Below are 12,786 nucleotides of genomic sequence, written 5' to 3' on the forward strand. Positions count from 1 at the left end.
ATCGAGGAATGGGCGTGCCACGACGCGGGTTAGACTGCGTGCCTCGCACACCGGCCCATGAAGATGAGTTTCGAATACCGCATCCACACGCCCCCGTCGGCCGACGCATTCGATGCAATCGCGGATGCGCTGCGGCAAACGCACGGCGACGTCGACGTCGACGTCGATTCCGACAGACGACAACTTGAAATTCGCGATGACACCGGCCGCTGGCCGCTGATCGGCCTGTCGACCGACGAACACGGGTTCTTCCTCGTCACGACGCTCGGGCCGACGCGTGACGCCATGCTCGACTCGATCGGACGTGCGTTGTCGGCAATCGGAGCGGAACGGCGCATCGACGACGCATGACCGGCTAGCACGTTCCGCACACACACCTGAATCCGCCGCATGCACCCGGCTGTTCCCCCACCATCGTCCGCCACTCGGTCGCGCTGGCTCGGCCCCTTTAAACTACGCGTGTCCGGCGCAATCGCCGCATTGCATTGCCGGTTGCAGTCGCAACCGGATTTTTCCGTTCGCGCTGGCAGCACACGCGAGCGCAACCGAATCATCCGAAGTCGAATTTGAATGTCGAAACAAACAGGAAGCATGAAACGCAAGAACAAGGCAACACTTATCGGGCTCGGCGCGGTGCTGTTGTGGGCCTCGGTGGTCGCCCTCGTTCGCGGGGTCAGCGAAAGCCTCGGTGCGACCGGCGGCGCTGCGATGATCTATACGGTGGCGTCCGTGCTTCTGCTGTTTACGATCGGCTTCCCCGACCTGAGCAAGTTCCCGAAAAACTACCTGCTGTGGGGCGGGCTGCTGTTCGTCTCGTACGAGCTGTGCCTAGCGCTGTCGATCGGGTATGCGAGCAACGGCCGGCAGGCGATCGAAGTCGCGATGGTCAACTACCTGTGGCCGAGCCTGACGCTGGTCGCAGCCATCGTGTTCAACAAGCAGCGTGCCAACCTGCTGGTCGTGCCGGGCGTCCTGCTGTCGATGCTCGGCATCTGCTGGGTGCTCGGCGGCGACCAGGGCCTCGATCCGGCCGGTATGCTGCGCAACGTCGCGGACAATCCGCTGAGCTATGGCCTCGCCTTCTTCGGCGCGCTGATCTGGGCCGGCTATTGCACGGTGACGGCACGCATTGCCGACGGCAAGAACGGCGTCACGCCGTTCTTCATGCTGGTCGCAGCGGCGCTCTGGATCAAATTCGCGATCGAGGGCGGCGGCGCCATGACGTTCAGCCTTCACACGATCATCTATATCGTGCTGGCGGCATCGGCGCTCGGGTTCGGCTATGCGGCATGGAACACCGGCATCATGCACGGCAACGTGACGATCATCGTCGGCGCGTCGTACCTGACGCCGGTGCTCGCGGCCGCGCTCGCCGCAACGCTGCTGCATGCGCCTCTGTCAGCCGAATTCTGGCAAGGCGCAGTGATGGTTTGCGGCGGGTCGATCCTGTGCTGGCTCGCGACACGCAGCCGACGCAGTGAAAAGGCAGCGCCCGTTCGGGTCGGGAAGGATGCCGAAGGCAATTGCCCCGGGTGACGATGCGGGATGCTTCCGACGGGACGCAGGGTTGCCGGCTACGGCTGCGCGAACCGCAAGCCGCCCGCTTTAGCTTCGCGATTCCAGCGCGATACGCACCGCCAATCCGGCCAGCACGGTGCCCATCAACCAGCGCTGGACCGACGCCCAAACCGGTCGTCCCGCCAGAAAACCCGCGATGGAACCAGCCAAGCAGGCGATCAGCGCGTTGACGCTGACACTCACCGCGATCTGCACGCAGCCGAGCGCCAGCGATTGCGCGAGCACGCTGCCGTGCCCCGGTGAAATGAACTGCGGCAGCAGCGACAGATACATCACCGCGATCTTCGGATTCGCGAGGTTCGTGACGAAACCCATCGTGAAGAGCCTGACGCGGCTGTCGTGCGGCAACTGCCGGACCTGGAACGCGGAGCGGCCGCCCGGCTTGAGTGCCTGCCACGCCAGGTACGACAGATAGAGCGCGCCGGAAAAGCGCAGCACGTCGTACGCATACGGCACGGTCATCACCAGCGCGGTGATGCCCAGCGCCGCGCAAACCATGTAGAAAACGAACCCCAGCGCGACGCCGCCGAGCGACACGAGCCCTGCGCGGCGGCCCTGGCAGATCGAGCGCGAAACCAGGTAGATCATGTTCGGTCCGGGCGTCAGCACCATGCCGAGCGACACGAGTCCGAACGCAAACAGGGTGGGCAAAGCCGGCACGGCAGGCTCCTTCGCGGCAGGGCAGTCAGGGTGACGAGGTTCGAACACTGTATTGCATCTCGATCATCCTCGGCATGAATAAACTGCAAGGCGCCAATGAGCGTTATTCATCTCGCCGGCCGCGCGCTACCTGCCCTTTTTCGCACGCGCCTGAATCGCTTTCGCGGCTTTGGCGCGTTGTGCGTCGACGAGCCTCACGAACTCGTCGGTGACCGCGTTGCCGGCCACGTTCCACGACAACCGCACGGAACGATGCAGCCTCGGCGACAGTTCCAGCACGCGGCCGCCGAACGGTGTGTACGTGAGCGTGATGCGCGGCACGATCGATACGCCCATACCGGCCTCCGCCATCGAAAGAATGGTGCGCATCTCCACCACGTTGAACGCGGCCCGGAGCGGCGCGCCGCCACGCGCGAAGTAATCCGCGATCACCGGCCCGCACCCTGCCTTCGAGAAAATGAACGGCGCCGCGGACAACTGTTTTGCCGACACGCTCTTGCGGCCGCCGAACATGCCGTCCGGCGCCACCGCGACAAAATCCTCGTCGAGCAGCGGCAGAGTGTGTGCGAACGTCTTCGTGCCGGCCACCACGCCGATGTCGGCCGTACCGTCGTCGATCCACCCTTCGACTTCGCTGTCCGTGCCTTCGAGCAGCACCGCCGACACGCCCTGGTGCATCTCCTTCAACGCCTCGAGCGCGGGAACGACGAACGCCAGCGAGACGCTCGGCAGCGACGCAACCACCAGCTTGCCTTCGAGCTTGCCGCGCGACAGGCTGAACTGCTGGCGCAGCAGTTGCGCTTCCCGCACCACGCTCTGGACGTACGGCCACAGGCGTTCGCCCGCCGCCGTCAACACCACCGGCTGCCGGTCCCGCCAGAGCAGCTTGACCTGCGTGATGTCCTCCAGCTCGGTCAATGCATGGCTGATCGCGGATTGACTGCGGCTGAGCCGGTCGGCCGCGGCGGTAAGCGAACCGAGTTCGACTACGGCGGCCAGTGCCTGCAACTGGGCAAGCGTCATCGGGTCTCCTTGTTCCGGGGTATGTATGTTTCACATGAGGCATTGAAGCATCATGAATTATATTGAACCGTTCCGACAGTACCTCAAACGGCACCGCACCCGGCCCCGCGCTGCGCCGCGGTCGAGTCGAACGTCCACGGCAGCGCGCAGGCAAGATGCAGGTTCGATCCGCCGCGTCGATTGCACGCGCACCGACCTGCGCTCGAGAATCCATGTTGAACCACGCCACCGCATTGCTCATGCTTGCCGATACGAACTGCCGGCCTGAATCTGGGCCACGCGCCCGCCGGCCGCACACGAATAGCCGGCACGCGGGCAAGAAATAGCGATCAGCCCGCCGCCATCGATCGCGCATGCGTTCTGAAAGCTGCAAAGCGTAGTATTCGCGGACCCGGCGTATCGCTCCGCCCGACAGCGCGACGATACGTGACCGGCTTTGCTGCTCGCACGCTGACGCCGACGTCAGCGCTGCCCCGTTTTCAAAGGCACGAGATGGAAACCTATGTGTTGCTGGGCTGCGGACTCGGCGTTGGCCTGTTGATCGCCATCTGGGGAATCTGGTCGCTCCGATAAGCCGTTCAAACCCCGTTCGTCCGCAAGGAATCCGTATGGAGACGGATGGGGAATTGTAGTTTCAGGCAGCCCATTTCACCCGATTGCTTCGCAGTCCCATTCAACCGCCCATCGTCGATACGTCCGCGACGGAAGCGCCATGCGTGACCCGTTCGGCCCCGCGCGCTGCCCGGTTCCCCAAGACGCGTTAGACTATTTCGATGGAACAATGCCGTTATTGCCAGAGAATCCGCGATGAATGGGATTGCCACGGGGACGAGTGCCGCCGGGCAATCGCAAAAGCGCTGCGCCGGCAGCGCGCGGGCCTGCCGATGGTGCCCGATCGCATCCGCAACGAACTGCCGTCCGGCGCGCCGACCCAGCAGGTGATCGCCGTTCTGTCGCGCCAGCGCCTGCGCGCGCGCCGCGGCAACGAGGAACGCCGGGAGCGCAAGGAAATCGACGACGACGGCGTCTGAGCCGGCCGCACCGCGGCCCGCCCGCGTCATTTCCACCTCCGCCGTCCTCCGCCAGTCGCCACCGGGCGCCCGCCCGTATCACCGCGCCCTTGCAAATCCGGCAATACTGAATGGGGACAGGAGATATTTGTCCCGGGATTATTGCCTCCGCGACAACGATCTTTCGCTGAAATCCACGTTTACCCTGAATCGACCGGCGCCTACGATGTAATCAACCGCTTACGACATGGTGTCGAACGCGGAAAGCCAAGACAAACATCGGAGGTCATCATGAAATCGCTCGTTTCCGCAGTCGTTGCCGCTGTCGCCCTGTCCGCCTCGTTCGGCGCATTCGCCCAAAGCACCGTGACCCGCGCCCAGTTGCGCAACGAGCTGGTCCAGCTCGAAAAAGCCGGCTACACGCCGGGCCTGTCGAGCCCGCACTACCCGGCCGACATCCAGGCCGCGCAAGCCCGCGTGCGCGCCGCCGACGACAATACCGGCTACGGTGCGCAACCGGCCGCGACCGTCCAGGGTGGCGCACCGGCCGCCAAGGCGCAAAGCCCGCGCGACTCGGTCTACTTCGGCCACTAAGCCTGCCGCTGCGCGCCCCGCGCGCAGTCCGCACATGCAACGAGCCCGTCCATGACGGGCTCGTTGCGCTTGCATCGCGTGTTTTACCGGCCGGCCGTCACCGGCTGGCGCCCGATGCGACGCGGCCGGCCCCGGCTTCGTCCGGCGCAGCGCCGCCGCCGACCAGGTCCTGATAGCGCACGTACGCGCACTGCGCGGATGCCTTCGCCGCATACATCGCCGCGTCGGCCTTGACGAGCAGTTCCTCGGCCGATGCGCCGTCGGCCGGAAACTCGCTGACGCCGATGCTCGCACCGACGGCCAAGCGCCGGTCGCCGAACTCCAGTTCTTCCGCCATCACGATCTGGATCCGCGACGCGACATCGCCGATCACCGCCGGTGAACGCACGTCCGCAATCAGCACGATGAACTCGTCGCCGCCGAGCCGCGCGACCATGTCACCGTTGCGCAGCACGAGGCTCAACCGCTTCGCGACCGCGACGAGCGTGCGGTCGCCGGCCGAATGCCCGTGCTGGTCGTTGATCTGCTTGAAGCGGTCGAGATCGACGAACATCACGGCCAGCCCTTCGTGCACCGCGGCCGCATGCCGGATCGCGGCATCGAGATGCTCCATGAACAGCAGGCGGTTCGGCAGCTCGGTCAACGGATCGTGGCCGGCAAGGTGCGTGAGCTCCTGCTGCTTCGCGCGCAGCATCGCGACCTGCGTGCGAATCTCGACACGCATGCTGTCGAAACAGCGCGCGAGCACGCCGATCTCGTCGGCACGCCGAACCGGCAGCCGTTCGGCGGCCGGATCGTCGAACACGTGCGTCGCGGCGCGCGCGAGCGCCTGCAGCGGCCGCGTGATCGCGCGCGCGAACAGGATCGCGAGAATCACCGCCATCAGGCTCGATACGAGCACCATCCGGACGATCCGTTCGCCGAGCATGCCGGCCGGTGCCAGCACGTCGGCAAGCGGACGCGCCATCCCGAGCACGACGAAGCGGTTGCCCTCGTCGTGCCCGAACGGCGTGCGCGCGAACGCGAACATCTGCCCCGGCGCGTCGTCGGGCTGCTCGAGGCCATTGAGTGTCACACTCGTGCGCGTGCTGTCGAACAGCGTACGCGTGACGGCAAAGCGGTCCTGCATCAGCACGCGCAGGCCGCGATCGAAGCCGAACGTCTGCGCCGGGTCGGGATGCACGAGGAAATCGCCCCACTCGTTCGCGAGATACACCGCATAGTCTTCCGGCAGATCGCGTTCGAGCCGGTCGACCACGCGCGACAGCTCGACATCGACAACCAGCGCGCCGACCGTCTGGCCCGACGTGTCGACGACCGGCGTGCCCACGCGCAGGATCGGCAGCCCTTCGGCCGCGTGCGAACCCGTCTCGTGGTTGATCACGATCGGCGACAGGTAGATATGGCCGGGCTCCGTCGCGAGCGTATCGAATACATAGGAGAACTGTCCTTTCTCCTGGAATTCGCTTTCCGGCAGCACGACGACGCCACGCGCGTCGCGAACGACGCGGATGTGTTCGAGCCCGAAATGCCCGCTCGCGATCAGGCGAATCTGCAGGTATTCCGGATGATTTCTCATGAAGCTGCAATACACCTGCTCGAGCCGCGTGCGTCGCGCGCTGTCCGGATTGTCGCTGCCCGCGACGAGCGCGGACGACGGCAACTGCGCGAGCACGAGCGCATCGGCGGCAACGTCGGACAGCGCGGTCGTGAAGCGCTGCCCGAGCAGCTGGGTCGACATCAGCAGGCTGTGCTGCGCTTCCTGCACGAGCATCGTGCGGTTCGCGTGATACGCGTAATAGCCGGTCGTGCCGGACGCGATCACGCCGATGCACGCGAACAGCACCGACAGCTTCGACGTGAGCCCGAGCCGGATCATTTGTCGAACCGCTCCGGGCGATCGCCCGACACGATGCGGCTCCACAGCGATTCGCGCCGCGCGATGTCCTCGACGGGCTGGAGCCACACGAGATGCTGGTGCCCGGTATCGAGGCCCGGCGGCGGCTCGAGCGTGTTCGCGAGCCCCTGGCGCTCGGTCAGCAGCGTGCCGATCGCCGGTTCGAGCATGTAGTTGATCCACGCGAACGCGAGCTCGGCATGTTGCGCGCCGCGCGTGACGGCCCAGCAGTCGAGCCACGCAAGCGCGCCTTCGTCCGGGATCACGTAGCCGACATCCGCGCCGGCGCGACGCAGCAACTCGACCTGCTGCGTGCCGTAGTTGCCGAACATCAGCGCCGCGCGATGCTGGACGAACAGCGCGGTCGCCTCTTCGGGGAGCGTGTAGTACGTCAGCAGGTTGCGGCGCAGGTCGATCAGCTTGCGCGCGACGGCGAGCGTCTGCGCGGGCGACAGGCGGAACGGATCGGGATAGCCGAGCGCCAGCGCCGCGAACGAGAAATTGTGCTGCGCGCTGTTGAAGGCGAGCACCTTGCCGCGGTAGCGCGGATTCCACAGCTCGCGCATCGAGCGCGGCGCGGCCGAAACCTGCGTGCGGTCGTAGATCAGCCCCATCGACGAATACGTGAACGGGATCGCGTAGGTCGCACCGTCCTGCACGAGCCCGCCGATCGTCGCGAGTTGCCGGAAGTTCGGCAACTGCCGCTGCCGGTTCGGGATGCGCGCCAGGTCGATCGGCGCGAGCAGACGTTCGTGCGCATAGCGCTGGATCTCGGCCGTGTTCGCGGCCAGCACGTCGTACGGCGGCGGCGCCGCGCCGTGCATCCGCGCCCACAGCGCTTCGTCGGAATCGACGAACGTCACTTCGACACGGACATGAAACCGCGCCTCGAATGCGCTGACGACGTCGCGGTCCGCGTAGCCGGGCCATGCCAGCACGCGCAGCACGTTGTCGTTGACGGTTTCGGGAGAGTCGGCGAAAGCCGGCAGGCCAGGCGCAAGCAAGCCGAGTGTCAGGATGACGAACAACGCGCGCACGGCTCCGCGGGCGCGCGTACGCACGCCGATTCCCCTGATCAAGCGGACCCCGTATGAATCGCTCGGCTGCATTCGACCATCCTTTTTCGAGTCGATGCGATATCCCGCAACAAGACCATAAAAAATATGGGCGCGCAATTGGAAATAGCCGCACGCGGCAGGCGTCGCGCATGCAGACATGCGACATGCCCGGCGCCGCGTCGATCCGGAATCGTTGCGGGCGCACGAACGCGGCAAGCCGGGCGATGAATGATCAGAAGAAAGCGCGTTGCCCGATGCTGACTGGTTCGCATTTCGATGACGATGCGATGACGACGCATTGCATGCGTTGCATACCTGCCTGCGGCCGTCGACGCTGATTGCGTCGGTTCGCCCCACTCGCGGAAATGACCGTCAGCGCGATACCGGCCCGAACTTCGCGATCTGCTTCTTCATCACGCGGCTTCCGAGCTACCTGCTGCAGTCGTGCGGCTTCTCGCTCGCGTCGCTCGGCACGTGGAGCATGCCGCCCGCGCTTTTCTTTTCGGGCCGCGCATCGGACAATGACCCGCGCCCGCCGGCGCGGCGCCAATCCGGCCCGCGCGCGGCGACGGCGCCCCCCGTCCACGCAGATGAAACGCTACGAAACCCTCGCCCACACGATCGCCGACGACATCCGCAACGGCAACCTCGCGGCCGGCACGCGCCTGCCGTCGCTGCGGCAGATCATCGCGCAGCACGGCGTGAGCCAGTCGACGGTGTTTCGCGCGTACTACCAGCTCGAACAGTGGGGGCTGATCCGCGCGCGCGAACGCTCGGGCTACTACGTCGCGCCGGGCGCAACGCCGGAAGCAGGCCCGGCCGCGAAGCGCCGCGCGAGCCGTGCCGGCGCATCGCGCAAGGTCGACATCAGCGACCTCGTGTTCTCCGTACTGGATGCCGCCACGCAGCCCGGCATCGTGCCGCTCGGTTCCGCGTTCCCGGCGCCGCAACTGTTTCCGCTGCCGCGCCTCGCGAAGTCGCTCGCGCAGGCCACGCGGCTCGTCAGTCCGTGGAGCACGGTCGTCGACCTGCCGCCCGGCAACGAGGCGCTGCGCCAGCAGATCGCGCGGCGCTATCTCGCGACCGGCGTGTCGCAGTCGATCGACGAGATCGTCGTCACGAACGGCGCGCTCGAAGCGCTGAACCTGTGCCTGATGGCCGTCACGCGGCCCGGCGACGTCGTCGCCGTCGAGGCGCCCGGCTTCTATGCGGCGCTGCAGGCGATCGAGCGGCTCGACCTGCGCGCGGTCGAGATTCCAGTCGATCCGCGCACGGGCCTCGATCTCGATGCGCTCGCGAACGCGCTCGAGCGGCACGACATCCGAGCGTGCTGGTTCATGACCAATTTCCAGAATCCGACCGGCGTCACGCTGTCCGCCGAAAAAAAGCGCGCGCTCGTCGACATGCTCGCGGCGCGCGAAGTGCCGCTGATCGAGGACGACGTCTACGGCGAGCTGCATTTCGGCCCCGACTATCCGCTGCCGGCGCGCGCGTACGACCAACACGGCCTCGTGATGCACTGCAGTTCGTTCTCGAAGACACTCGCGCCCGGCTACCGGATCGGCTGGGCCGCCGCCGGCCGGTTCGCGGAGAAGGTGCAGCGGCTCAAGCTGATGACGACGCTGTCGGCGAGCATTCCCGCGCAGGCCGGCATCGCGAACTATCTCGAGCACGGCGGCTACGACCGCCATCTGCGCAAGCTGCGCGGCGCGCTGCACACGCAGCTCGACCGGATGGACGACGCGCTGCGGCGCTGGCTGCCGGCCGGCGTCGAGTGGGTGCGGCCCGAAGGCGGGTATTTCCTGTGGCTCGCGTTCCCCGACGCGATCGACGCGATGGAACTGCATCGCCAGGCGATCGCGCGCGGGATCAGCTTCGCGCCGGGGCCGCTGTTTTCGGCCGCGCACGGCTTCGAGCGCTGCGTGCGCGTGAACTTCGGCCATCCGTGGAGCCGCGACATCGAGCGCGCGATCCGCGTGCTCGGCGAGCTGGTCGCGCAGCCGTCGGTTCGCAAGGGCGGTTGACCGCACACGGTGTGCACGGTACGCGCCGTCAGCGTCGCGGCCATGCAGCCAATCCGCGCGCGGGTTACATTGCGAATCTCACCGCCCCTTCACGATTTTTCATGAGCCAACTGCCCTACCTCGATCACGACGCGCTGTTGAAACTGGCGGCCGAAGCCGCGCACGTCACGCAGCCTTGCACGTGCACGAAGACCTCGCTCGCCGGATGGACGAGCCTGCCGCTGTCGCTGCCGGAAGCGCAACTGACCGAAGTAGCCACGCTCGCGCCGCCCGGCGATACCGAGCCGACCTATGCGGAATATCATCCGGCCGGTACGCGCTACGCGTCGGACGATGCGCCGATCGCGCTGCGCCATTTCCCGTACAACCGCTGCAACGTCAGCCGCTGCCGCTCGTGCGGCCGCCTGTTCCTGCGCTATCAGGAAGGCGGCGGCTACTTCATCGACCAGCGCATCCGCGCGCTCGATCCGGCGCTCGTCGTCGACGCCGACGCATAAACACATCAACCGGCCACGGGCATGCACGACGCATGCCCGGCCCGCCGCGCCGGCGCCGCGCCCGCCATCTGCTGCGCCCTTTTCGTCCCGATCTGCTGCTTGTCCCGCCGCACCGCGTTCCCTACGCTGTCTTCCGTTGCCCGACATCCGTCGCAACGTTCCTCCGAGCCGTGCGCATGCCGCGCCGCGGCTCCTCTCGCGTATCACGTCATGTATCGATATACCGATTTCGACCGGGCGCTCGTGCTGAGCCGCGCCGCCCAGTTTCGCGACCAGCTCGAACGCTGGCAGCATGGCACGCTGAGCGAAGACGCGTTCCGGCCGCTGCGCCTGCAGAACGGCTGGTATGTGCAACGCCACGCGCCGATGCTGCGCGTCGCCGTGCCGTACGGCGAGCTGTCGAGCGCGCAGCTTCGCATGCTCGCGCGGATCGCGCGCGACTACGACGTGCCCGACGACGCCACCTACCGCGCCGCATGCGACGCGCAGGCATTGCTCGGCACGCTGCGCCTGCCGACCCGCAGCGCGCACTTCACGACGCGCACCAACGTGCAGTTCAACTGGATTCCGCTTGCGAAGGCGGCCGACGTGATGGACCTGCTCGCGACCGTCGACATGCACGGCATCCAGACGAGCGGCAACTGCATCCGTAATATTTCGTGCGACGAGCGCGCGGGCGTCGCGCCTGACGAGATCGCCGATCCGCGCCCGTTCGCCGAAGTGATGCGCCAGTGGACGACGCTGCACCCGGAATTCGCGTTCCTGCCGCGCAAGTTCAAAATCGCGATCACCGGCGCCGCCGAAGACCGCGCGGCGACCGACTGGCACGACGTCGGGCTGAAGCTCGTGCGCGACGATGCGGGCGAGCTCGGCTTTCGCGTGAGCGTCGGCGGCGGGATGGGTCGCACGCCGATGATCGCGACGCTGCTGCGCGCGTTCCTGCCGTGGCGGCACGTGATGAACTACATCGAGGCGATCGTCCGCGTGTACAACCGCTACGGGCGGCGCGACAACAAGTACAAGGCGCGGATCAAGATCCTCGTCAAGACCGAGGGGCAGCGCTACATCGACGACGTCGAGGAGGAGTTCCGCCAGATCGTCGACCATGACGGCGGCCCGCAGACGATTGCGCAGGCCGAATTCGATCGCGTCGCCGCATCGTTCGTGCCGCCGCGGCTCAAGCCTCGCACGCTCGACCTGCCCGACGTGAATGCGCACATGTCCGCTCAGGCGAGCCGCCATCCGGCATTCGCGCGCTGGCTCGCGCGCAATGTCGCCGCGCACCGCGATCCGGCGCTGCGCATCGTCACGCTGTCGTTCAAGCGCCGCCTGCAGGCGCCCGGCGACGCGTCGCCCGACCAGCTCGACGCGCTCGCCGATCTCGCCGACCGCTTCTCGGCCGGCGAGGCGCGCGTCACGCACACGCAGAACGTCGTGCTGCCGTGGGTACACGTCGACGACCTGTTCCTGCTGTGGGAGAACGCACGCGCGATCGGGCTCGCCAGCGCGAACGTCGGGCTGCTGACGGACATGATCGCGTGCCCGGGCGGCGACTTCTGCGCGCTCGCGAACGCGCGCTCGATCCCGATCGCCGACGCGATCGCCGAGCGCTTCCAGGATCTCGACCTGCTGCACGACGTCGGCGACATCGACCTGCACATCAGCGGCTGCATCAATTCGTGCGGCCATCATCACAGCGGCCACCTCGGCATCCTCGGCGTCGACAAGGACGGCGCGGAATGGTACCAGGTGACGCTCGGCGGGTCGGACGGCTCGACCGCGAGCGGCCCCGCGCGGCCGGGCAAGGTGATCGGCCCGTCGTTCTCGGCGGACGAGATCGTCGATGTCGTCGACGCGATCGTCAACGCGTATCTCGACGCGCGGATCGATGCGAACGGCCGCAGCGAGCGATTCATCGACACGGTGCGCCGCATCGGCGCGGAACCGTTCAAGGCCGCCGCGAACGACGCGCGCCACCACGCGGAGCATGCATGAAGCCAGCCAGCGACAACCCAAGCACGAACGCACGCATCCGGCTGCTGACGCCGGCCGAACACGCGGGCGATACGCAGGAACACGACGATTCGACGCTGACGATCGGCAACGACGAGGAACTGCCGCCGCTTGCCGCGCGGATCGCGCAGGCCGCGCGCATCGACCTACAGTTCCCGTCGTTCACCGACGGCCGTGCGTACAGCCAGGCGTACCTGCTGCGCAAGCGCTTCGGCTTCGCCGGCGACCTGCGCGCGACCGGCGACGTGCTGGTCGACCAGCTGCTGCTGATGGAGCGCACGGGGTTTTCGAGCGCGGTGCTCGGCGACGACACGGACATCGCGGCCGCGCGGCGGCAGCTCGACCGGTTTCCGGGCTTCTATCAGCGCGATGCGAGAACGGCAACGCCACCGCAGGACACGGCGACGCAGTCTTCAAAATGAAACGGGCGGC

At 66.9% G+C, this 12,786-nt stretch carries 12 protein-coding genes; 8 read left to right on the plus strand and 4 right to left on the minus strand.

All coding sequences use genetic code 11. The features are described 5' to 3' along the window. The first annotated feature begins 57 nt into the window (after window positions 1-57). Together MRS60_RS20605 and yddG are read left to right on the plus strand one after the other, a co-directional pair. On the plus strand, window positions 58-351 hold the full coding sequence (locus tag MRS60_RS20605) for a hypothetical protein (RefSeq protein WP_243566557.1): 294 nt from the start codon (window positions 58-60) through the stop codon (window positions 349-351). Between the two features lie 240 nt (window positions 352-591). Further along, window positions 592-1,536 (plus strand): aromatic amino acid DMT transporter YddG, encoded by a 945-nt coding sequence (yddG, locus tag MRS60_RS20610; RefSeq protein ID WP_243566558.1) that lies wholly within the window; start codon window positions 592-594, stop codon window positions 1,534-1,536. Between the two features lie 69 nt (window positions 1,537-1,605). Here yddG and MRS60_RS20615 read toward each other — a convergent pair whose 3' ends face one another. Continuing rightward, on the minus strand, window positions 1,606-2,238 hold the full coding sequence (locus MRS60_RS20615; RefSeq protein WP_105391942.1) for a LysE family translocator: 633 nt from the start codon (window positions 2,236-2,238) through the stop codon (window positions 1,606-1,608). 126 nt (window positions 2,239-2,364) lie between these two features. Continuing rightward, window positions 2,365-3,261, minus strand: coding sequence for a LysR family transcriptional regulator (locus tag MRS60_RS20620; protein WP_105391943.1), 897 nt, complete (start codon window positions 3,259-3,261; stop codon window positions 2,365-2,367). 773 nt (window positions 3,262-4,034) lie between these two features. Between MRS60_RS20620 and MRS60_RS20625 the strand changes: the two genes are divergently transcribed. Together MRS60_RS20625 and MRS60_RS20630 are read left to right on the plus strand one after the other, a co-directional pair. Then, the gene (locus MRS60_RS20625; RefSeq protein ID WP_006478949.1) at window positions 4,035-4,292 is read left to right on the plus strand and encodes a hypothetical protein; all 258 of its coding nucleotides are present in this window, start codon (window positions 4,035-4,037) and stop codon (window positions 4,290-4,292) included. A 270-nt stretch (window positions 4,293-4,562) separates the two neighbouring features. Then, window positions 4,563-4,865 carry a DUF4148 domain-containing protein gene (locus MRS60_RS20630; protein WP_131948915.1) on the plus strand — a complete coding sequence of 101 codons (303 nt, stop codon included), beginning with the start codon at window positions 4,563-4,565 and terminating at the stop codon, window positions 4,863-4,865. A 97-nt stretch (window positions 4,866-4,962) separates the two neighbouring features. On the opposite strand, the gene MRS60_RS20635 is transcribed toward MRS60_RS20630, so the two are convergent. Both MRS60_RS20635 and MRS60_RS20640 read right to left on the minus strand, forming a co-directional pair. Further along, the gene (locus MRS60_RS20635) at window positions 4,963-6,744 is read right to left on the minus strand and encodes a sensor domain-containing diguanylate cyclase (RefSeq protein WP_034180196.1); all 1,782 of its coding nucleotides are present in this window, start codon (window positions 6,742-6,744) and stop codon (window positions 4,963-4,965) included. Next, complete coding sequence (locus MRS60_RS20640; protein WP_034180197.1) at window positions 6,741-7,871, minus strand: extracellular solute-binding protein; 1,131 nt, start codon at window positions 7,869-7,871, stop codon at window positions 6,741-6,743. Before MRS60_RS20640 ends, MRS60_RS20635 begins: the two co-directional genes overlap by 4 nt. Before the next feature lie 539 nt (window positions 7,872-8,410). Here MRS60_RS20640 and MRS60_RS20645 point away from each other — a divergent pair. The 4 genes from MRS60_RS20645 to MRS60_RS20660 all read left to right on the plus strand — a co-directional run bounded on the left by MRS60_RS20645 (window position 8,411) and on the right by MRS60_RS20660 (window position 12,776). Further along, window positions 8,411-9,844, plus strand: coding sequence for a PLP-dependent aminotransferase family protein (locus MRS60_RS20645; RefSeq protein ID WP_243566559.1), 1,434 nt, complete (start codon window positions 8,411-8,413; stop codon window positions 9,842-9,844). Between the two features lie 101 nt (window positions 9,845-9,945). Then, on the plus strand, window positions 9,946-10,341 hold the full coding sequence (locus MRS60_RS20650) for a hypothetical protein (RefSeq protein WP_243566560.1): 396 nt from the start codon (window positions 9,946-9,948) through the stop codon (window positions 10,339-10,341). A gap of 210 nt (window positions 10,342-10,551) precedes the next feature. Next, complete coding sequence (locus MRS60_RS20655; protein ID WP_243566561.1) at window positions 10,552-12,336, plus strand: nitrite/sulfite reductase; 1,785 nt, start codon at window positions 10,552-10,554, stop codon at window positions 12,334-12,336. Further along, window positions 12,333-12,776 carry a DUF934 domain-containing protein gene (locus MRS60_RS20660; protein WP_105391948.1) on the plus strand — a complete coding sequence of 148 codons (444 nt, stop codon included), beginning with the start codon at window positions 12,333-12,335 and terminating at the stop codon, window positions 12,774-12,776. The genes MRS60_RS20655 and MRS60_RS20660 overlap by 4 nt, the downstream gene beginning before the upstream one ends. Window positions 12,777-12,786: the final 10 nt, after the last annotated feature.

This window comes from Burkholderia pyrrocinia (assembly GCF_022809715.1).
Classification (GTDB): Bacteria; Pseudomonadota; Gammaproteobacteria; order Burkholderiales; family Burkholderiaceae; genus Burkholderia; species Burkholderia pyrrocinia_C.